19 protein-coding genes are annotated in these 19,112 nt (G+C 64.7%); 15 read left to right on the top strand and 4 right to left on the bottom strand.

Features of this window, described 5'->3' with window-relative positions; genetic code table 11:
* The first annotated feature begins 3 nt into the window (after positions 1-3).
* Both AC0L4C_RS19375 and AC0L4C_RS19370 read left to right on the top strand, forming a co-directional pair.
* On the top strand, positions 4-753 hold the full coding sequence (locus AC0L4C_RS19375; protein ID WP_473401390.1) for a 16S rRNA (uracil(1498)-N(3))-methyltransferase: 750 nt from the start codon (positions 4-6) through the stop codon (positions 751-753).
* Positions 754-833: 80 nt separating this feature from the next.
* A complete protein-coding gene (locus AC0L4C_RS19370; RefSeq protein WP_473401389.1) occupies positions 834-2,198 on the top strand; it encodes a glutamate--cysteine ligase in 1,365 nt (454 codons plus the stop codon).
* Positions 2,199-2,202: 4 nt separating this feature from the next.
* On the opposite strand, the gene AC0L4C_RS19365 is transcribed toward AC0L4C_RS19370, so the two are convergent.
* Genes AC0L4C_RS19365 through AC0L4C_RS19355 form a run of 3 tightly spaced genes read right to left on the bottom strand, consistent with a single transcriptional unit; the run spans position 2,203 to position 4,848 of the window.
* On the bottom strand, positions 2,203-2,961 hold the full coding sequence (locus AC0L4C_RS19365) for an ABC transporter permease (protein WP_473401388.1): 759 nt from the start codon (positions 2,959-2,961) through the stop codon (positions 2,203-2,205).
* Between the two features lie 10 nt (positions 2,962-2,971).
* Entirely contained in the window at positions 2,972-3,940 is a 969-nt protein-coding gene (locus AC0L4C_RS19360) for an ATP-binding cassette domain-containing protein (protein ID WP_473401386.1), read from the bottom strand.
* A 20-nt stretch (positions 3,941-3,960) separates the two neighbouring features.
* Positions 3,961-4,848: a LysR family transcriptional regulator gene (locus tag AC0L4C_RS19355; RefSeq protein ID WP_473401385.1), complete on the bottom strand. Its 888-nt coding sequence runs from the start codon at positions 4,846-4,848 to the stop codon at positions 3,961-3,963.
* Positions 4,849-5,001: 153 nt separating this feature from the next.
* Between AC0L4C_RS19355 and AC0L4C_RS19350 the strand changes: the two genes are divergently transcribed.
* The gene (locus AC0L4C_RS19350) at positions 5,002-5,268 is read left to right on the top strand and encodes a hypothetical protein (RefSeq protein ID WP_473401384.1); all 267 of its coding nucleotides are present in this window, start codon (positions 5,002-5,004) and stop codon (positions 5,266-5,268) included.
* A 198-nt stretch (positions 5,269-5,466) separates the two neighbouring features.
* On the opposite strand, the gene AC0L4C_RS19345 is transcribed toward AC0L4C_RS19350, so the two are convergent.
* Complete coding sequence (locus AC0L4C_RS19345) at positions 5,467-5,949, bottom strand: invasion associated locus B family protein (protein ID WP_473403563.1); 483 nt, start codon at positions 5,947-5,949, stop codon at positions 5,467-5,469.
* A gap of 433 nt (positions 5,950-6,382) precedes the next feature.
* Between AC0L4C_RS19345 and coxB the strand changes: the two genes are divergently transcribed.
* The 12 genes from coxB (at position 6,383) to AC0L4C_RS19285 (ending at position 19,107) form a co-directional block, all read left to right on the top strand.
* Positions 6,383-7,321 (top strand): cytochrome c oxidase subunit II, encoded by a 939-nt coding sequence (gene coxB, locus AC0L4C_RS19340; RefSeq protein ID WP_473403562.1) that lies wholly within the window; start codon positions 6,383-6,385, stop codon positions 7,319-7,321.
* A 63-nt stretch (positions 7,322-7,384) separates the two neighbouring features.
* Complete coding sequence (ctaD, locus tag AC0L4C_RS19335) at positions 7,385-9,088, top strand: cytochrome c oxidase subunit I (RefSeq protein ID WP_473401383.1); 1,704 nt, start codon at positions 7,385-7,387, stop codon at positions 9,086-9,088.
* Positions 9,089-9,145: 57 nt separating this feature from the next.
* Complete coding sequence (locus AC0L4C_RS19330) at positions 9,146-10,078, top strand: heme o synthase (protein WP_473401382.1); 933 nt, start codon at positions 9,146-9,148, stop codon at positions 10,076-10,078.
* A complete protein-coding gene (locus AC0L4C_RS19325) occupies positions 10,075-10,239 on the top strand; it encodes a hypothetical protein (protein WP_473401381.1) in 165 nt (54 codons plus the stop codon). Before AC0L4C_RS19330 ends, AC0L4C_RS19325 begins: the two co-directional genes overlap by 4 nt.
* A complete protein-coding gene (locus tag AC0L4C_RS19320; RefSeq protein WP_473401380.1) occupies positions 10,239-10,793 on the top strand; it encodes a cytochrome c oxidase assembly protein in 555 nt (184 codons plus the stop codon). The genes AC0L4C_RS19325 and AC0L4C_RS19320 overlap by 1 nt, the downstream gene beginning before the upstream one ends.
* 2 nt (positions 10,794-10,795) lie before the next feature.
* Positions 10,796-11,638, top strand: coding sequence for a cytochrome c oxidase subunit 3 (locus tag AC0L4C_RS19315; RefSeq protein ID WP_473401379.1), 843 nt, complete (start codon positions 10,796-10,798; stop codon positions 11,636-11,638).
* Between the two features lie 61 nt (positions 11,639-11,699).
* The gene (locus tag AC0L4C_RS19310) at positions 11,700-12,062 is read left to right on the top strand and encodes a DUF983 domain-containing protein (RefSeq protein ID WP_473401378.1); all 363 of its coding nucleotides are present in this window, start codon (positions 11,700-11,702) and stop codon (positions 12,060-12,062) included.
* Complete coding sequence (locus AC0L4C_RS19305) at positions 12,059-12,763, top strand: SURF1 family protein (RefSeq protein WP_473401377.1); 705 nt, start codon at positions 12,059-12,061, stop codon at positions 12,761-12,763. Before AC0L4C_RS19310 ends, AC0L4C_RS19305 begins: the two co-directional genes overlap by 4 nt.
* A gap of 103 nt (positions 12,764-12,866) precedes the next feature.
* Positions 12,867-14,273: a threonine synthase gene (thrC, locus tag AC0L4C_RS19300; RefSeq protein ID WP_473401375.1), complete on the top strand. Its 1,407-nt coding sequence runs from the start codon at positions 12,867-12,869 to the stop codon at positions 14,271-14,273.
* The gene (locus AC0L4C_RS19295) at positions 14,270-15,532 is read left to right on the top strand and encodes a M16 family metallopeptidase (RefSeq protein WP_473401373.1); all 1,263 of its coding nucleotides are present in this window, start codon (positions 14,270-14,272) and stop codon (positions 15,530-15,532) included. Before thrC ends, AC0L4C_RS19295 begins: the two co-directional genes overlap by 4 nt.
* A 15-nt stretch (positions 15,533-15,547) precedes the next feature.
* Positions 15,548-16,153 (top strand): GNAT family N-acetyltransferase, encoded by a 606-nt coding sequence (locus AC0L4C_RS19290; protein ID WP_473403561.1) that lies wholly within the window; start codon positions 15,548-15,550, stop codon positions 16,151-16,153.
* A gap of 74 nt (positions 16,154-16,227) precedes the next feature.
* Positions 16,228-19,107, top strand: a complete 2,880-nt coding sequence (locus AC0L4C_RS19285) for an EAL domain-containing protein (protein ID WP_473401371.1) — start codon at positions 16,228-16,230, stop codon at positions 19,105-19,107.
* The last annotated feature ends 5 nt before the right edge of the window (positions 19,108-19,112 follow it).

Raw genomic sequence — 19,112 nt, 5'->3', positions numbered from 1 at the left:
AAGATGCCCCGTACCTACAAATCCTTCTCGCGTCTTTATGTCGAGGCCGACCTGCGGGCCCACGCCACGCTGACGCTCGGCCACGACCAGACCAGCTATCTTGTCTCGGTGCTCCGCATGAAGGCGGGTGATTCCGTCATTCTGTTCAACGGCCGTGATGGCGCCTGGCTGGCGCGCATCACCGACCCGCACCGCAAGGGCGTCACCGTGGAACTGACGGTGCAGACCGCCCACCAGACACGCACGCCCGACCTCTGGTTCGGCTTTGCGCCGCTCAAGACCGGCCGTCTCGACTATCTGGTGCAGAAGGCGACCGAAATGGGGGCAGGGGTGATCCAGCCGGTGATCACCCGCTACACCCAGGTCAGCCGGCTCAAGGTCGACAAGCTCGCTGCCAATATCATTGAGGCCGCCGAGCAATGCGAGGTGCTCAGCGTCCCCGTGCTGGCCGCCGAAACCTCATTGGAGGACCTGCTCCGCACCTGGCGCGACACCCATGGCCTGCGCCGCCTGGTGTTTTGCGACGAGGCGGCGCCCGCCGGCTCCCCCACCGAGCAACTGGCCTGGCTCGAGGGCCTGCCGGTCGGCATTCTCATCGGGCCGGAAGGCGGTTTCTCGGTTGAGGAGCGTCTGCTGCTTCTGGCCCAGCCATTTGTGATTCCGGTCAGCCTCGGACCGCGTATCCTGCGCGCCGACACGGCCGCGGTGGCCGCCCTGGCGCTGGTGCAGGCAACCATCGGTGATTGGCGATAAAAGCCATTGCTTTCGGACCGCGGCTGGCTATTGTCCGCCCCGACCGGTTCCCGGTCGCGGACTTACGGTAAGGACTTCTTATGGCCGGTGACGACACCTCGCCCCCGATCGAAACGCGTGCCGACCTGATCGAGGCCATGGCGCGCGGGGCGAAACCCCGCTCGGAGTGGCGGGTGGGTACCGAGCACGAAAAGCACGTCTTCCGGAAGAACCCGCTCCGTCCCGTGCCCTATGGCGGCCCTGACGGCGTCCACGCCCTGCTCAAGGGCATCGAGGCACGGACCGGCTGGGACCCGTTTTTCGACAAGGAAAACCCCATTGGCCTGCGTAATCTGGGCGATGTCGGCGGCATATCGCTGGAGCCCGGCGGGCAGTTCGAACTCTCCGGCGCGCCGCAGGACACCATTCACGGCGCTGCCGCCGAGCTGAAGGCCCATCTGCTCGACTGCCACGCCATCGGCAGCGAACTCGGCATCCATTTCCTTGGCCTCGGCGTCACGCCGCTCTGGTCGGTCAAGGAGATCCCGGCCATGCCCAAGTCGCGTTATGGCATCATGACCCCCTACATGGAAAAGGTCGGCACGCTCGGTACCTCGATGATGTACCGCTCGTGCACGGTGCAGGCCAATCTCGACTTCTCCGACGAAGCCGACATGGTCAAGAAGCTCCGCGTCTCGCTGGCTTTGCAGCCGATCGTCACCGCGCTCTTTGCCAATTCGCCCTTCGTCGACGGCAAGCCCTCCGGTTACCTCAGCTTCCGCTCGCATATCTGGCTCAACACCGACGCCGCCCGCACCGGCATGCTGCCCTTCGCCTTCGACGCGGGCATGGGCTTTGAGCGCTATGCCGACCATGCGCTCGACGTGCCGATGTATTTCGTCATTCGCGACAAGCAGTACGTCAACGTCGCCGGCGAGAGCTTCCGCGCCTTCCTCGAGGGCAAGCTGCCACAGCTGCCGGGCGAAAAGCCCACCATCAAGGACTGGGAAGACCACCTCTCGACGCTGTTCCCGGAAGTCCGGCTCAAGCAGTTCCTCGAAATGCGCGGCACCGACATGGGCGACGAGGCCCATATCAACGCCCTGCCGGCACTCTGGGTCGGGCTACTTTATGACGACGAGGCGCTCGACGGCGCCTGGCAACTGGTCAAGAACTGGGGCACCGCGGCGCAGCAGCGGCTGCGCGAGGAAGTGCCGAGAACCGCGCTTGCCACCCGCTGCGGCAACCGCTCGGTACTCGAGATCGCCGCCGACATGATCGACCTGGCCAAGGGCGGCCTCAGCCGCCGGGCCGAGATCGACAACGGCAAGGACGAGACGGTCTATCTCGCCCCGCTCGAGGAAACCATCGCCCTCAGGAAGACCCCGGCCGAGCGCTGGCTCGACAGGTACCACGGCGAATGGGCCGGCGATCTCACCCGCATCTTCGACGAGGCTGAAATCTAGGGCGCTATCTGGTCTGCGCGGCCAGTACGCGGGTGCCGATCCAGGCGCCGATGGCGACCAGGATCAACGCCAGGCCGAGGCCGACCAGGACGATCGGCTCGCCCATGTCGCCGCGATACACCGCCCGCAGCGCCTCGACGATATGCTTGAACGGGTTGAAGTTGGCGATGGTCTGCAGCCAGACCGGCGCCAGCGTCATCGGCAGCAGGATGCCCGAGAGCAGCAGGATCGGCAGTGCCAGCGAGTTGACCATCGGCGCCAGCGCATCCTCGCTCTTGGTGGCGATGCCGATGGCATTGGAGATGAACGAGAAGGCCGCGCCCAGCATGGCCACCAGCACGAGGCCGATCAGGAACGCCGCGAGCGGGATGCGCAGCCCCATCAGATAGGCCGCGCCGACCAGCACGATGCCCTGCACCGTGATCACCAGCACATCGCGCAGCGTGCGTCCGCCGATGATCGCCACGCGCGAGGCGGGGGAGACCATCTGCCGCTCCAGCACGCCCGACCGCCATTCGGCAATGATGCCGAAACCGACGAACAGGCCGCCAAAAATACCCAGCTGTACCAGAAGGCCGGGCACGAACACCTGCCAGGCGTCGCCCGCAAAGCCCGAACGCGCCGCCACGGTCTGCAGCAGGGGCCCGAACAGGGTGAGATAGAGGATCGGCTGCAGCAGGCCGATCGCCACCCACATGGGTTGCCGCAGCGACAGCCGCAGCGAACGGGAAAAAATCACCCCGGTATCGCGTAGCACACTCATCTCATCCTCCTTAGTCGCGCAGCGAGCGCCCGGTGAGGGTCAGGAACACATCGTCCAGCGTCGGCCGGTTGACGTCCACGCCGATGGCGTCGATCCCGGACTTGGTCAGGTCGCCGAGCAGCACGGGCAAAGCGCGCCCGCCGTCGGGCACGTGCAGGCGCACGATATGCGCCTCGATGCTTGGCTCATCCGCACCGGCCAGCCGTCGGGCGATCTCGCCGGACGCCACAGCATCCTCACTGCTCCGCAGCGTCAACGTGATGGTATCGCCCGATACCTTCTGCTTGAGCTCGGCCGGCGTGCCCTCGGCGACGATGGCGCCGTGATCGATGATCAGGATGCGGTCCGACAGCGAATCCGCTTCGTCCATATAGTGGGTGGTGAGAAACACCGTGGTGCCCAGCTCGTCGCGCAGCTTGCGGATATGGGTCCAGAGGTTGGCGCGGCTCTGCGGGTCAAGGCCGGTGGACGGTTCGTCGAGGAACACCAGCCTGGGCTCGTGGATCAGTCCCATGACGATATCGAGGCGCCGCCGCTGCCCGCCCGACAGCGATCCGCAGGTCCGGTTCCAGATATCGCCCAGATCGAGCGCCGTCAGCAGCTCCCGGCCACGCGCCTCGGCGGCGGCGCGCTCGATGCCGTAAAGCTGGGCGTGGCTGACGATCTCTTCCCCGGCCCGGGCATCCCTGGCGGTCGAGCCGGCCTGGCTGACATAGCCGATCTTGCGGCGGACGTCGGCTGCGTCGGTGCGCAGATCGCTGCCGGCCACTGTGGCGGTGCCGTCGGTCGGCTCCAGCAGCGTGCACAGCATCTTGAGGGTTGTTGTCTTGCCGGCGCCGTTGGGGCCCAGAAAGCCCACGATCTCGCCGTCGCTGACGGTCAGGTCGATGCCGCGCACGGCATCGACTGCCTTGCCCTTGGTGCCGCGCGCCTTGAAGGTTCGCTTGAGGCCATGTGCCTCGATGATCGGTTGGGGCATGTAGCTTTCCGTCTGCCGGCTTATTCTGCTGCCACTTTCAGGCTGTCCCGGCCTTCCAGGTTGCCCATATTGGCAACGATATGGCTGGCCAGCGCATCATAGATGCCGCCATAGGCGTGGCTGCCCCGCATGATGGCGATTTCGGCATCGCGCAGGCGCGGCAGGCCCTTGTCCTCGGAAATCACCCGCATTCCCGGCTGCAGGGCGCTTTCCGGCAGGAAGCCCACGGCGAGGTCGGTGAGCACGGCGCTGGTGATGGCGAGGGCGTTCGAGGACGTATAGGCGATGCGGTAGTCGCGGCCGATGCGGTTGAGCACTTCCATGGCGTTCTCTTTCCAGCAGCAATGCAGGCCACCGGCAATCGGCAGCGGATCGGTGCTGAGCGCCTGCCCGCCATGCGAGGCCACCCAGAACATCCGCTCGGTGCGAAACAGCTCGCCATATTCATGGCTGGTGCCCTGGGTGAAGACGATCAGGTCGTACTTGCCGGTCTTCATGCCCTCGATCAGTTCCTCGGACGGCTGGCAACGCACATCGACCACGATCCTGGGATGCGTGCGCTGGAAGCTCGACAGGATCACCGGCAGCAGCCGCACCGCATAGTCGTCGGGTACCCCGAAGCGGATCGAGCCGGAGAGGTCGTCGTCCGAGAAGAGGTCCATGATCTCGGCATTGGTGCGCAGCATCTTGCGCGCCCGCCCGTAGAGCGCGTCGCCGTGCTCGGTCAGCGTCACGCCGCGCCCGTCACGGCTCAGCAGACTTCGCCCCAGGCGTTCCTCGAGGCGCTTGATCTGCATCGATACTGCCGACTGGGTCTTGTTCACCCGTCGCGCTGCCTCGGTGAAACTGCCGCAATCGGCGATGGCACAAAAGCTCTGCAGCTGATCGAGATCGAGGGGGGAGGCCATGAGAAGCTCCATCACCAATTTTGATGAACCGGATGAAATCTATTTGTTGGATTAATGGATGGCAAGAGCGCATCTTCAATTCATCGGTGATCGACGATCAACCGGCCGTCCCGCGCTCCCCGCCGGACACACCTGAGACATTGGAGAAGTATCATGGCTTACTTGCTTTCGGGCGAGCGGCCTGCCGTGGCCGCTGCGCGCACCAACCTGGTTCAGACCATCGTGGGGTGGTTCGCCAACGCCCGCGCCGCTCGTGCCAAGCGCCGCGCCCTGCTCAACCTTCTCGATTTCGACGCCAGCAGGCTGAGGGATATCGGCATCGAGCGTGCCGATCTGTTTGATGCCCTGCAGTCGCCACGCGCCGGCCAGACCCTGGCGCAGCGCCGTGCCGCGGCCTCACGCAATTGGCTCAATCCCTGATTGGGCCGATCCGGAGCGCCTGCACGGAGGGCTTGCCTGCCTGTCCGCCGCAGCGTGCCCGCCTGGATGAAGCACCCTGCGCTTCATGCTCGGGATCGTCACCGACGGTCCCCGTTTCCTGACAACTGCCGGGTCTTTGGACCCGGCTTTTTTGTTGCGATGACAGGGGAGGGGCGGCGTCAACCCGCCGCAATGCTCTTACGGCAGCTGGGCGAACCCGTCCGAAAAGCCGTTGAGCGACACCGGGATGCCGATGCCTTCTTCGGGGGTCTTGAACACCACGAAGATCGCATTCTGGCCGTCCGAGAGCTTCTTGAGCAGCTCATCGTCGAGCACGACCTCGGCGACGCAGCCATTGGGCAGGCAGCGCACGAAGGCGACGCGGCCGATATCGGCGCCGTCGATATTGAGGCCCAGGCCGTTGGGCAGCAGCACGCCGAGCGGCGCCAGCACCCGCAGCAGCCGTGCCTGCCGGTCGGCCGTCTTGAGCACAATCACCGACAACCCGACATTGGGCTGATCCTCGGCGGTCACGTTCTGGATGATGGCGCATTGCTCGAAGCTGGCGCCCGGCGGCGTGTCGCAGCTCATCTGCCAGTCGCCATACTGGGCCTTCACCACGCCCTGCCCGAGGGAAGGGGCGGTCGACGCCAGGCCAACAGCCGAGAGCAGCCCGAACATCAGGGCGATACGCATCAAACGAGACTTCAACAACCGATCCACTTCTTCCCGAATCGCAGCATTTCCGGTCACCCAGCCTGTCTCGGGCAACCGCGCGGCCCTTGTCAATCACGGGGCCCGGCGATGGCGCGCATAGAGCAGAGACAAAAACGGCAGACATGAGGCGGCCGGAAATTCCCGCGGGCTGACGAAAAAAGCGCGATATGCCGCATCATTGTGCAGTCGCCCTCAATTGCAACCGCCGCGCCGATGTGGTTTAGACAAGTTCTCAACTAGAAGCGCTCCGAGGTTGAGTCGGAGCGGCGTTTGCTATGCCGCGATCCCCATCTCAACCCTCGCCAGCCAGCCGCACCAACGGGACCAAGGGGGTTATTCGGTGACCGGACAGTTTCTCCGTTCTTTCGGGACCAAGATCGCTGCCTTTGCCGCGCTTATGCCGGCGGCCGCTCTGGCCCAGGACACCGCGTCAGTGCCGGGCCATCCGGTGTCGGGCCAGATCGGCCTGCAGCCTTCCGTGACCCCGATCATGGACTCGATCCATGCGTTCCACGACGGCATCCTGCTGTGGACTGCCGTGCTCATCACCCTCTTGGTGCTGGCGCTGCTGATCGTGGTCATCGTGCGCTTCAATGCCAAGGCCAATCCCAAGCCGTCGGCGACCACGCACAACACGCTGATCGAGATCGTCTGGACGGTTGCCCCCATCCTGGTGCTCGTCGTCATCGCCATCCCGTCCTTCTCGGTGCTGACCGATCAGCTGACCATGCCCGACGGCGAGCGCAAGTATCTGGGCTCGAACATCTTCTCGTTCGGCGAGGAAGAGGTGCCGGCGCCGGCCTTCACCATCAAGGCGACCGGCAACCAGTGGAACTGGGAATACGAGTACCAGATGCCCGCCACCGCCGATGCTGCCGCAGTCGACGCCGTTGCCACGGTCGAGGGTGACGCAGTGGCCGAGGCTCCTGCCGAGGTCACCGCGTCCTTCTCCTCGTTCATGCTCAACGAGACCGATCGCGCCGCCAAGAAGCCCAATCAGCCGCGCCTGCTGGCCGTCGACAACGAGATCGTCGTGCCGGTCAACACCACCATCCGCATGCAGGTGACCGCAGCACCCGATGGCGTTATCCACGCCTTTGCGGTGCCGTCTTTCGGTATCAAGATCGACGCCGTCCCGGGCAAGCTGAACGAAACCTGGTTCAATGCCCGCAAGGAGGGCATCTACTACGGTCAGTGTTCGGAATTGTGCGGCAAGGACCATGCGTTCATGCCCATTGGCGTGCGCGTTGTCAGCCAGGAGCAGTTCGATCTCTGGTGGAAGACCTTGCAGGTGGGTTTTGTCGAAGATGCCAACGACACTCTCCCCGCACTCTGAACAGGACCAGGGCGCCCGCACAGCGGCGCTGCCCAGCAAAGAAGTTAAATAGGGAACGCTGCAATGGCCGACACTCACTCCTTGGAAGCCCACGACGCCGGCGGTCACGCCGCAGGCGCGCATGAGCATCACGGTCACCCCACTGGCTGGCGGCGTTACGTCTATTCGACCAACCACAAGGACATCGGCACGATGTACCTCATCTTCGCGATTGTCGCGGGGGTGATCGGTGCGCTGCTGTCGGGCGCCATGCGCCTCGAACTGCAGGAGCCGGGGATCCAGATCTTCCACGGCCTCGCCTCGATGGTCTACGGCAGCTCGGGCGAAGCCGCCCTCGACGCCGGCAAGCACATGTACAACGTGTTCACCACCGCGCACGCGCTCATCATGATCTTCTTCATGGTGATGCCGGCAATGATCGGTGGCTATGGCAACTGGTTCGTGCCGCTCATGATCGGCGCGCCGGACATGGCCTTCCCGCGCATGAACAACGTGTCGTTCTGGCTGCTGCCGCCGGCCTTCCTGCTGCTGGTGCTGTCGATGTTCTTCGAAGGTCCCGCGGGTGCCTTGGGCGTCGGTGGCGGCTGGACCATCTATCCGCCGCTTTCCACCTCCGGCCAGCCGGGTCCGGCGATGGATTTTGCCATTCTGTCGCTGCACATTGCCGGCGCCAGCTCGATCCTCGGCGCCATCAACTTCATCACTACCATCTTCAACATGCGCGCCCCGGGCATGACGCTGCACAAGATGCCGCTGTTCCCGTGGTCGGTGCTGGTCACGGCCTTCCTGCTGCTGCTGTCGCTGCCGGTTCTCGCCGGCGGCATCACCATGCTGCTGACCGACCGCAACTTCGGCACCACCTTCTTCGCCCCTGAGGGCGGCGGTGACCCAATCCTCTTCCAGCACCTGTTCTGGTTCTTCGGCCACCCCGAGGTGTACATCCTGATCCTGCCGGGCTTCGGCATCATCAGCCACATCGTCTCCACCTTCTCGCGCAAGCCGGTCTTCGGCTACCTCGCCATGGTCTACGCCATGGTCGCCATCGGTGCCGTCGGCTTCATCGTCTGGGCCCACCACATGTATACCGTGGGCATGAGCCTCGACGTGCAGCGCTACTTCGTGGCCGCCACCATGGTCATCGCGGTGCCCACCGGCGTGAAGATCTTCTCGTGGATCGCAACCATGTGGGGCGGCTCGATCTCGTTCCGCACGCCCATGCTGTGGGCCATCGGCTTCATCTTCCTGTTCACCGTTGGCGGTGTGACGGGCGTGGTGCTGGCCAATGCCGGTGCCGACCGTGCCCTGCACGACACCTATTATGTGGTTGCCCACTTCCACTACGTGCTGTCGCTGGGCGCCGTGTTCGCCATCTTCGCGGCCTGGTACTACTGGTACCCCAAGATGTTCGGCATCATGTACAACGAGACGCTGGCCAACCTGCATTTCTGGCTGACCTTCGTGGGCGTGAACCTGGTGTTCTTCCCGCAGCATTTCCTCGGCCTTGCCGGCATGCCGCGCCGCTATATCGACTATCCCGATGCGTTCGCACTGTGGAACCGCGTCTCCTCGATCGGCTACTACATCACCTTCGCCGGTCTCTGCGTCTTCCTCTACCTGCTGTTCGAAGCGGCGCGCAAAAAGCGTCCGGCTGCGGCCAATCCGTGGGGCGAAGGCGCTACGACGCTGGAATGGACCCTGCCGTCGCCGCCGCCGTTCCACCAGTTCGAAACGCTGCCGCGCATCGACAGCGGTTCGGCCGGCCACTAGGCAGATCGATCCACAAGCGGGGCCTCCGGGCCCCGCCGTTCCAAAGGCGAGTACCAGTTGGCCTATATCGACGACAGCAGTGACCTTCCCGCCTATGCAGGCGGTGCGCGCGTAGAGGACTACTTCCAGCTCCTCAAGCCACGCGTCATGTCGCTTGTCGTCTTCACCGCCTTCGTCGGCCTGTTGCTGGCGCCCGGTGGTGTGAACCCGGTGATCGGCGTCATCTCGATCCTCTGCATTGCCGTCGGGGCAGGGGCCTCGGGCGCGCTCAACATGTGGTACGACGCCGACATCGACCGCGTCATGAGCCGCACGGCCAATCGTCCCATTCCCGCAGGCCGCATCGAGCGCGACCACGCGCTGGCCCTCGGACTTGTGCTCTCGGCCTTCTCGGTGCTGCTGCTCGGCCTGGCGGCAAACTGGCTGGCGGCGGGCCTGCTGGCCTTCACCATCTTCTTTTACGCCGTCATCTACACGATGTGGCTGAAGCGTTCGACGCCGCAGAACATCGTCATCGGCGGCGCCGCCGGCGCCTTTCCGCCGATGATCGGCTGGGCTGCCGTCACCGGCACCGTCACGCTCGAAAGCGCGTTGCTGTTCCTCATCATCTTCCTGTGGACGCCGCCGCACTTCTGGGCGCTGGCGCTCTACAAGCAGTCCGACTACGGCGCGGCCGGCATCCCCATGCTGCCCAATGTAGCCGGCGAGGCCGCGACCAAGCTGCAGATCCTGCTCTATTCCGTCATTCTCGTGGCGACGACCCTGGTGCCCGCCTTCATCGGCTTTGGCGGCATCGTCTATACGCTGGTGGCCGCCGGCACCGGCGCCTGGTTCATCCTCCTCGCCTGGCGGCTGTTCCGCACGCGCGAGGACAAGGCGATGCGCAAGGCCGGCCGGTCGCTGTTCACCTATTCGCTGAGCTATCTGGCACTGATCTTTGTGGCGTTCCTCGCCGACCATGCGCTGACCGCGTTCGGAGTTCTCGCATGAGCCTCCCTGAGCAGGTGCCGCAGCCACACTCCGACGAATTCCTCAAGCGCCGCCGCAAGCGCTCGCTCGTCCTCGCTCTGGTGCTCGGCGGCCTGGTGGTGATCTTTTACGTGCTGACCATCGTCAAGATGGGCCCCTCCGTCTTCGACCGGGTGCTCTGATGGCCGACCGCGTTCTTGCTCCGCACACCCATGACAACCTGCGCGTCGCCGTCATCCTCGGCGGAGTGGTGCTCGGCATGGTCGGGGCCGCCTATGCGGCCGTGCCGCTCTACCAGATGTTCTGCCAGGTCACCGGCTTTGGCGGCACCACGCAGAAGGCGGACGCCAATCTCAAGGGCGTCATCGACCGCGAGATGACGGTGCGCTTCAACTCCAATGTCGGCGGCGACCTGCCGTGGAAGGTCGTGCCTGCATCGCCCGTCACCGCCAAGATCGGCACGGTCGAGACCATCAACTTCATCGCCAAGAACCTCTCGGACAAGCCGGTCACCGGCCAGGCCTCGTTCAACGTCGTTCCCGAGCAGACCGGTATTTACTTCAACAAGATCCAGTGCTTCTGCTTTACCGAGCAGACCCTCCAGCCTGGACAGGAAGTGCAGATGCCTGTCACCTTCTTTGTCGATCCCGATATCGCCGAGAACGGTGATCTCGACACTGTACGCAATATCACCCTCTCCTATACATTCTACGCATCCGAATCCGAGGACCGTTGACCATGGCCGCTCATGCCAAGCCAAACCACGACTATCATCTGGTAAATCCCAGCCCCTGGCCGTTCGTGGGCTCGGTGTCGGCATTCATCACCGCCATCGGCGCCATTCTCTGGTTCCACGACATCATGCCGGTCTGGCTGATGCTGGTCGGCTTTGCCGGCATCCTCTACACCTTCTTCGCTTGGTGGAGCGATGTCATCCACGAGGCCGAGACAGGCGACCACACCCCGGTCGTGCAGATGCACCACCGCTACGGCATGATCCTGTTCATCGCGTCCGAAGTGATGTTCTTCGTGGCGTGGTTCTGGGCCTATTTCGACGGCTTCTTCAACCATGACGCCGCCGAGCAGGTGGCCCGCGTCGCCGCCATGGGCGCCAACTGGCCGCCGACCGGCGTCGAGTTGTTCGACCCCTTCCACCTGCCGCTGTTCAACACGCTGATCCTGCTGACCTCGGGGACCACCGTGACCTGGGCGCACCATGCCCTGCTGCACAATGATCGCGATGGCCTCAAGTGGGGTCTGGCGTTGACCATCGCGCTGGGCGCGCTGTTCACCGTGGTGCAGGCGCTTGAGTACTCGCAGGCCGGCTTCCAGTATTCCGGCAACCTCTATGGTGCCACCTTCTTCATGGCCACCGGCTTCCACGGCTTCCACGTGCTGATCGGTACCATCTTCCTGACCGTGTGCCTGCTGCTCGCCATGCGTGGCGGCCTCAGCACCAAGAACCATCTCAGCTTCGAGTTCGCCGCCTGGTACTGGCACTTCGTTGACGTGGTCTGGCTCTTCCTCTTTGCCTCGGTCTACGTCTGGGGCAGCTGGGGCGTGGCCATCCACCACGGCTGATCCAGCTGAACGATTTGAAGGGCGCGGCACGGACTGCGCCCTTCGTTTTTGAGGACTATCGATGGCCGAACGGCTTCCCTCTCCCTTTTCGGCCGGTCTTAGATCGCGCTGCCCGCGCTGCGGTGAGGGTGCGCTCTTTTCCGGCTATCTCAAGACCGTGGACCGGTGCGAAAGCTGCGGTGCCGATCTCAGCTTCGCCGCCACTACCGAGGGACCAGCGGTCTTTATCATCTTGATCGTCGGCTTCGTCATCGTCGGTGCCGCCGCGGTGGTGGAAAAGCTGTTCCATCCCGCCCCCTTCGTTCACCTGCTGCTCTGGCTGCCGGCCACCGTGATCCTCAGCCTCGTCCTCTTGCGTCCCTTCAAGGCCACGCTGATTGCCCTGCAGTACCAGCGCATGCACCACGAGGACGCCGCCCCTTGAGCCGATGGCTCCGCCTTGCCTTCGTCCTGTTGATGCTCGCGCTGACGGCCCTCTTTGCCGGTCTGGGCGTCTGGCAGGTCGAGCGGCTGGCCGAAAAGGAAGCCCTTATCGCCACGGTTGCCGAGGGTGTCGCCAGCCCGGCCGTGCCCCTCGCCGAGGCGGCCGACTTCCGGCCGGTCAATGTGTCGGGCACCTATATCGCGCAGAGCAACGTCCGGGTGTTCACCAGCCTCGTCGACCCAAGAGGGCAGGCCTCCGGCCCCGGTTACTGGCTGCTGACGGCATTGGCGCTTGATGAGGGCGGCTCGGTCTTCATCAATCGCGGTTTCGTTCCCGAGGCGAAGTCTGCCGAACTGGCGGCGACGCCGGTGCCCGAAGGTCAGCAGGATCTCGAGGGCCTCGCACGGCAGGCTGAAGCGTCAGGCATGTTCACCCCGGCAGCCAATGTCGCGGAGCGCATCGACTGGGTGCGCGATCCACAGCGTCTCGCCCTGCTGGTCGGCGACCTGCCACAGCCGCTTTCCAGTTTCTATATCGACCTGCCGGCGGGCGCCGCCGGCGAGCTGCCGCAGGGCGGCGAGACCGTTGTCGAGTTCCCCAACAACCATCTGGGCTATGCTATCACCTGGTTCGGCTTTGCCGTCCTGACGCCGATCCTGCTCGGCTTTTGGCTGGCGCGTCAGCGACGTGACCGGCCCTGATGGCGCAAAACTTGCCCTTTTCGCCCCGCTTGATTAGGTTGCCGCGCAATCCCAGAGCATGTTTGCGGGAACATGCCAGCAGCAAGACGGGGCACTTCCCATAATGCACTTCATCTCAACGCGCGGCCGAGCGCCGGCGCTCGGTTTCTCTGACGCTGTGCTGGCGGGGCTCGCCAGCGACGGCGGGCTCTATGTGCCGCAGACCTGGCCACAGCTATCGGCCGCCGAAATCGCCGGCTATGCCAACAAGCCCTACGCCACAGTTGCCTTCGACATCATCTCGCGGTTCGTGGACGGCGAAATCCCCGATGCGGCGCTCAAGCGCATCATCGATGATGCCTACGCCACCTTCCGCCATCCTTCGGTGGCGCCACTGGTGGAGATTGCGCCCGGGCATTTCATCCTCGAACTGTTCCACGGGCCGACGCTCGCCTTCAAGGACGTGGCCATGCAGTTCCTCGCCCGTACCATGGACCACATCCTCGCCGAGCGCGGCGCCCGCGCCACTATTGTCGGCGCCACCTCGGGTGATACCGGTTCAGCCGCCATCGAGGCCTTCCGGGGTCGCGAGACCACCGACATCTTCATCCTGCACCCGGAAAACCGCACCTCGGCCGTGCAGCGCCGGCAGATGACCACGGTGCTCGACGCCAACGTCCACAATCTCGCCATTCGCGGCACCTTCGACGACTGCCAGACCATCGTCAAAGGCCTGTTCAACAATCACCGCTTCCGCGATGCCGTGAAGCTGTCGGGCGTCAACTCCATCAACTGGGGCCGCATCGTCGCGCAGATCGTCTATTATTTCACGGCGGCCGTTTCGCTGGGCAGTCCGCACCGCGAGGTGACCTTCGTGGTCCCGACCGGCAATTTCGGCGACATTTTTGCCGGCTACTGCGCCCGGCGCATGGGCCTGCCGATCCGCACCCTCGCCATTGCCACCAACTCCAATGACATCCTGGCGCGCACGCTCGAGACCGGCCGCTACGAGACCGGCAGCGTCACCCCGACGACTTCGCCCTCCATGGATATCCAGGTCAGCTCCAATTTCGAGCGACTGCTGTTCGAGAGCCTCGATCGCGACGCGGCGACGCTGCAAAGCCTGATGGACAGCCTCGGCCAGTCCGGCAGCTTCACCGTCCCGGCGGCAGCGCTGGCGGCGATCCGCAAGCAGTTTACGGCCGCCCGCGCCTCCGAGGCCGAGACGGCTGCGACCATTGCCCGTGTCCTCAAGGACTCCGGCTACCTGCTCGATCCGCACAGCGCCGTAGGCGTAGCCGTGGCCACGCCGCAGGTCGGCGGCGATACGCCGGTTATTACCCTTTCGACGGCGCATCCGGCCAAGTTCCCGGCCGCCGTCGCGGCGGCGTCGGGCATTGAACCGGCCTTGCCGCTGTGGTTGGCTGACCTTTACGACCGGGAAGAACGGTTCGCCGTTCTCGACAACGATCAGGGTGAAGTGGAAAGCTTCATCTCGACCCGTACGCGGGTCCTGGAGGAGACGAAGTGAGCGTAAGATCCACCACCCTGGATAACGGCATGATTGTCCTCACCGACAGCATGCCGCATCTGGAAAGTGCGTCCCTGGGCATCTGGGTCAAGGCCGGTTCGCGCAGTGAAACTGCCGCCGAGCATGGCATCTCGCATATGCTCGAGCATATGGCGTTCAAGGGCACCCAGTCCCGCAACGCGCTGCAGATTGCCGAGGCGATCGAGGATGTGGGTGGCGATCTCAACGCCGCGACGTCGGTCGAGCATACGGGTTACTTTGCCCGCGTGCTCAAGGAAGACGTGGCCCTTGCCGCCGATATCCTGTCCGACATCATGCAGAACTCGAAATTTGATCAGGATGAACTCGACCGCGAGCAGCAGGTCATCATCCAGGAGATCGGCGCTGCCCGCGACAATCCCGATGATCACGTCTTCGACCTGTTTCAGTCGGCCGCCTATCCGAGCCAGCCGATCGGGCGCACCATTCTGGGCACCATCGACAGCGTCAGGAGCTTCGGCCCGGACACTATCCGCGCCTACATGGATCGCAACTATGTCGGCGACCAGATGGTCCTCTGCGCCGCCGGCAATGTCGATCACGACCAGCTGGTCGACATCACCAACGATCGCTTCCACACGCTCAAGCCCTCCGGCGCCCCGCAGCCGGAAAAGGCCACCTATCGCGGCGGCGAGGAACGCGTGCTGTCCGACCACGAGCAGGCGCACATCGTCCTTGGCTTTGAAGGTCGCGCCTATAATTCCGATGGCTTCTACGCCGCGCAGATCCTGGCCTCCATCCTGGGCGGCGGCATGTCGTCCCGGCTGTTCCAGGAAGTGCGCGAGAAACGGGGCCTCTGCTATTCGGTCTATGCGTTCCACTGGGCCTTTGCCGATAGCGGCATATTCGGCGTCGCCGCGTCCACCGGCGAGGACGAGGTGGCCGACCTGATGCCCGTCGTCGTCGAGGAACTGCGCAGGGCCACCCAGACCATCACCGACGAGGAAGTCATCCGCGTGCGCAACCAGATTCGCGCCGGCCTTTTGATGTCGCTCGAGAGCCCGTCCTCGCGCGCCGGGCAGCTGGCCCGCCAGCAGATCCTCTGGGGCCGCACCATTCCGCTGCAGGAGACCGTCGACCGGATCAATCGCATCACTGCCGATCGGGTCAAGCACGTCGCCCATCAGCTGTTTACCTCGGGCGAGGTCTCGCTCGCCGGCATCGGGCCGGTGGCGCGGCTGCCGGACTTCAGATCGCTGACGGCCGAACTCAAGGGATAAGGTGCGTCTGCCGTGATGCTCACGTGGTTCGCGCGCGACGATACGCCAGTCCTCATCGGTTCGCGGGTGACCCTGCGGGCGCCCCGGCCGTCCGATTTCCAGGCCTGGCACAACCTGCGCAAGTCCAGCCGTGCTTTCCTCAAGCCATTCGAGCCGCGCTGGACCGAGGCCGACCTGGCACACCGCGTCTACAGTGCCCGCCTCCGGCGCAGCCTGCAGGAATCACGCGAGGGCAGCGACTTCACCTTCTTCATCTTTCTGCAGCAGAGCGGCGGCGAAGTTCTGGCCGGCGGCGTCACCCTCTCCAATATCCGCCGCCGGGCCGCCCAGTTCGGCAACCTGGGCTACTGGATGGGGCGGGACTATGCCGGGCAGGGCCTGATGACCGAGGCCGTCCGCCTGGTCGTCGCCCATGCCTTTGATGGCCTGCTGCTGCACCGCGTGCATGCCGCCTTCATGCCCCACAACATGGCCAGCCGCCGGGTCCTTGAAAAGAACGGATTCAAGGAAGAAGGATTCGCCGAGAACTACCTGCAGATCGACGGAAGATGGGCCGATCACGTGCTTTTCGGACTGACACGTGAACGTTATGAGACGCTCGTTAAGCAGGCGGGACGCTGAATGCTTGTCGCAAAGGGGAAACCCCGATACCTAGGTTGCCCATTGATGACAGCGGCCGGAATAATTTGCCACTAATGCGCCTGCTTCGTAGCCTCGCGATCTGTCTCGTGTTCGCGCTGGTCACAGTATTGCCCGCCGCGGCTTTCGAAGTGATCACGATCCCCGAGGACGTCAACGCGGTGAACCTCACCGGCGTTGTCGACATCGTCCCGTCCGAGGGCGGCAAGGTGCAGCTGTCTACCGCTCCGGGCGAGGACGGCATTATCCGCCGCATCGAAGTGCTGGCCTCGACCAATGGCACCAATCCCCAGTGGGCCCTGTTCGCCCTGAGCAATGACGGCGATGCCCAGGTCGAGCGCCTGCTGGTCGCCCCGTTCTTCCGCCTGCCCGGCTCGGGCGTGTTTCGCCCCGACCTGGGCGCGGAACGCATCAAGGTCCTGACCCCGAGTGCCGGTCTTCGCCCGGTTCGCGTCACCGACCGCGAGGCCGACGTCTTCGAGGTCACCATCGACCCGGGTGCGACCGTCACCTTCGTTGCCGAGCTGTCGAGCGGCGATCTGCCAGAACTTTATATGTGGAAGGCCGATGCCTACCGCGACTATGTGAACTCGTTCACGCTGTTCCGCGGCACGGTGCTGGGCGTTTCCTCGCTGGCCGCGGTCTTTCTCACCATCATGTTCGTGGTGCGGGGCAGGGGCATTTTCCCGGCCACTGCGGCATTTTCCTGGGCCGTGCTGGTCTACCTGCTGATCGATTTCGGCGTGCTCGGGCCGTTGCTGGGCATATCCAACGGCGCCGTGCAGCCTTTCCGCGCCGCCGCCGAGGCAGCCATCGCCACGACTCTGTTCGGCTTCCTGTTCATCTATCTCAATCTCCATCGCTGGCACCTGCGCTTCATCCACCTGGCGCTCGCCCTCGTGGTGGTCTTCCTGGCGCTTTTCGGCTTTGCCTTCTTCCAGCCCGAGATCGCCTCGACCGTGGCCCGCCTCGTGCTGGCGCTGCTCGGCATTACCGGCTTCTTCCTGATCCTCTTGCTGGCGCTGCGCGGCTACGACCGCGCCGTGCTGCTGGTGCCGACCTGGATCATCTACATCGCCTGGCTGTTCTACGCCTGGCTGGTGGTGACCGGTCAGGTCTCCAACGACGTGGCCCAGCCGGCCGTCGCCGGCGGACTGGTGCTCACCGTCATGCTGCTCGGGTTTACCTCGGTCCAGCACGCCTTCTCGGAAGGCCAGGTCTCGATCGGCACGCTCTCGGAAGTCGAGCGCCGCGCCCTGGCGCTCACCGGCTCGGGTGACTTCGTCTTCGACTGGAACATCGAACGCGACCGCGTCGCCGTGTCCGATGAACTGGGCACCCGCCTCGGCGAGCGCCGCGGCGCTTTGCGCGGCTCGATCAAGCGCTGGCTCGACCGCGTCCATGCCGAAGACCGCGACCGTTTCCGTACCGCTTTCGATACGCTCGTCGAGCTGCGTCGGGGCAAGGTCTCGGCCGACATGCGGCTCATCGCCCATGACGGCAGCTTCCGCACCTTCCGCATGCGCGTCAAACCGGTGCTCGGCGGCGATGGCCAGGTCAACCGCATTGTCGGCACCCTGCAGGACGTCAACGAGGAGCGCGCCAGCCGCGACCGGCTGCTGCACGATGCCGTGCATGACAGCCTGACGGGCCTGCCCAACAAGCAGCTGTTCCTCGACCGGCTCGAGCGCGGCCTGGTCCGCGCCCGCCTGCCCAATGGCATCAAGCCGGCCGTCTTCCTCATCGACATCGACCGCTTCATGGAGCTCGAGGAGCGTGTTGGCCACTCGGCCGGCGACTCGGTGCTGCTGGCCATCTCGCGCCGTATCGCCCGCATCATGCGGCCGCTCGATACCGTGGCCCGCCTCGGCGGCGACCAGTTCGCGGTCATCCTCGGATCCGAGCAGGCTGCCGGCAAGATCGCCGAAACCGCCGAACAGATCCGCAAGCAGCTCAAGTCGCCGTTCAACTTCGGCGAACGTGATCTCAGCCTCACCGCCTCGATCGGCGTCACCATCTACGATGGCAATCCGGTGGGTGCCGAGGACGTGCTGCGCGACGCCGAACTGGCGATGTATTACGCCAAGCGGCTTGGCGGCGACCGCATCGAAGCCTACCGGGCCTCGGCCCGCTCGATCGCCGCCTATTCCAAGGCCAGCGAGGAAGACCTCGACCGCGGCCTGCGTCATGGCGAGCTGCAGGTGCAGTTCCAGCCGATCATGGACATCCATTCGGGCGTCATCGCCGGCTGCGAGGCGCTGATGCGCTGGAACCATCCGCAGCGCGGACTTGTGCCACCCGAAGAGTTCGTGCCGCTGGCCGAACGCACCGGCCTGATCGAGCGGCTCGGCCGGCTCGCCTTCGAACAGGCGGCCAACCAGACCCGCGACTGGGTCAACCAGTTCGAGCTGCCCGAGGACTTCTTCGTTTCAGTCAACCTGTCGCCCAGCCAGCTGTCCACCGAGACGCTGCTCAATGACATGCGCGTGCTGGTCAACGAGCACCGCACCGTCGCCGGCCACCTCAAGCTCGAGATCACCGAGAGCCAGGTGATGACCAACCCCGAGCACTCGGCCTATATGCTGTCGGCCCTCAAGGCGCTGGGCCTGCGGCTGGCGCTAGACGATTTCGGCACCGGCCACTCCTCGCTCAGCTATTTGCACCGCTTCCCGGTCGACACCATCAAGATCCCGGCGCCCTTCGTGCAGATGGGGGATGACAGCGGTATTGCCCACACGCAGGTGCCGATCATGAAGGCCGTCATCGCCCTGGCGACCGATCTCGACATGCTGGTCATCGCCGAGGGCGTCGAGACGCTCGAGGAGATCGAGCGCCTGCAGCAGCTCAACTGTCACTACGCGCAGGGTTATGCCTTTGGGGCAGCCATGACCGGTGCGGAACTGGGCAAGCGGCTGGCAACGCAGTTCAGCCGCTAGAGCGG

It is taken from the genome of Devosia sp. J20-27, assembly GCF_055808595.1.
Note: the sequence above shows the minus strand (reverse complement) of the source record. Positions and strands in the feature narration are given on the sequence as shown.

Bases quoted from the DNA above. Each gene is read 5' to 3' on its own strand.
- AC0L4C_RS19375 (WP_473401390.1), top strand. From the start codon at position 4: ATGCCCCGTACCTACAAATCCTTCTCGCGTCTTTATGTCGAGGCCGAC.
- AC0L4C_RS19370 (WP_473401389.1), top strand. From the start codon at position 834: ATGGCCGGTGACGACACCTCGCCCCCGATCGAAACGCGTGCCGACCTG.
- AC0L4C_RS19365 (WP_473401388.1), bottom strand. From the start codon at position 2,961: ATGAGTGTGCTACGCGATACCGGGGTGATTTTTTCCCGTTCGCTGCGG.
- AC0L4C_RS19360 (WP_473401386.1), bottom strand. From the start codon at position 3,940: ATGCCCCAACCGATCATCGAGGCACATGGCCTCAAGCGAACCTTCAAG.
- AC0L4C_RS19355 (WP_473401385.1), bottom strand. From the start codon at position 4,848: ATGGCCTCCCCCCTCGATCTCGATCAGCTGCAGAGCTTTTGTGCCATC.
- AC0L4C_RS19350 (WP_473401384.1), top strand. From the start codon at position 5,002: ATGGCTTACTTGCTTTCGGGCGAGCGGCCTGCCGTGGCCGCTGCGCGC.
- AC0L4C_RS19345 (WP_473403563.1), bottom strand. From the start codon at position 5,949: ATGTTCGGGCTGCTCTCGGCTGTTGGCCTGGCGTCGACCGCCCCTTCC.
- coxB (WP_473403562.1), top strand. From the start codon at position 6,383: ATGCCGGCGGCCGCTCTGGCCCAGGACACCGCGTCAGTGCCGGGCCAT.
- ctaD (WP_473401383.1), top strand. From the start codon at position 7,385: ATGGCCGACACTCACTCCTTGGAAGCCCACGACGCCGGCGGTCACGCC.
- AC0L4C_RS19325 (WP_473401381.1), top strand. From the start codon at position 10,075: ATGAGCCTCCCTGAGCAGGTGCCGCAGCCACACTCCGACGAATTCCTC.
- AC0L4C_RS19320 (WP_473401380.1), top strand. From the start codon at position 10,239: ATGGCCGACCGCGTTCTTGCTCCGCACACCCATGACAACCTGCGCGTC.
- AC0L4C_RS19315 (WP_473401379.1), top strand. From the start codon at position 10,796: ATGGCCGCTCATGCCAAGCCAAACCACGACTATCATCTGGTAAATCCC.
- AC0L4C_RS19310 (WP_473401378.1), top strand. From the start codon at position 11,700: ATGGCCGAACGGCTTCCCTCTCCCTTTTCGGCCGGTCTTAGATCGCGC.
- thrC (WP_473401375.1), top strand. From the start codon at position 12,867: ATGCACTTCATCTCAACGCGCGGCCGAGCGCCGGCGCTCGGTTTCTCT.
- AC0L4C_RS19290 (WP_473403561.1), top strand. From the start codon at position 15,548: ATGCTCACGTGGTTCGCGCGCGACGATACGCCAGTCCTCATCGGTTCG.
- AC0L4C_RS19285 (WP_473401371.1), top strand. From the start codon at position 16,228: ATGCGCCTGCTTCGTAGCCTCGCGATCTGTCTCGTGTTCGCGCTGGTC.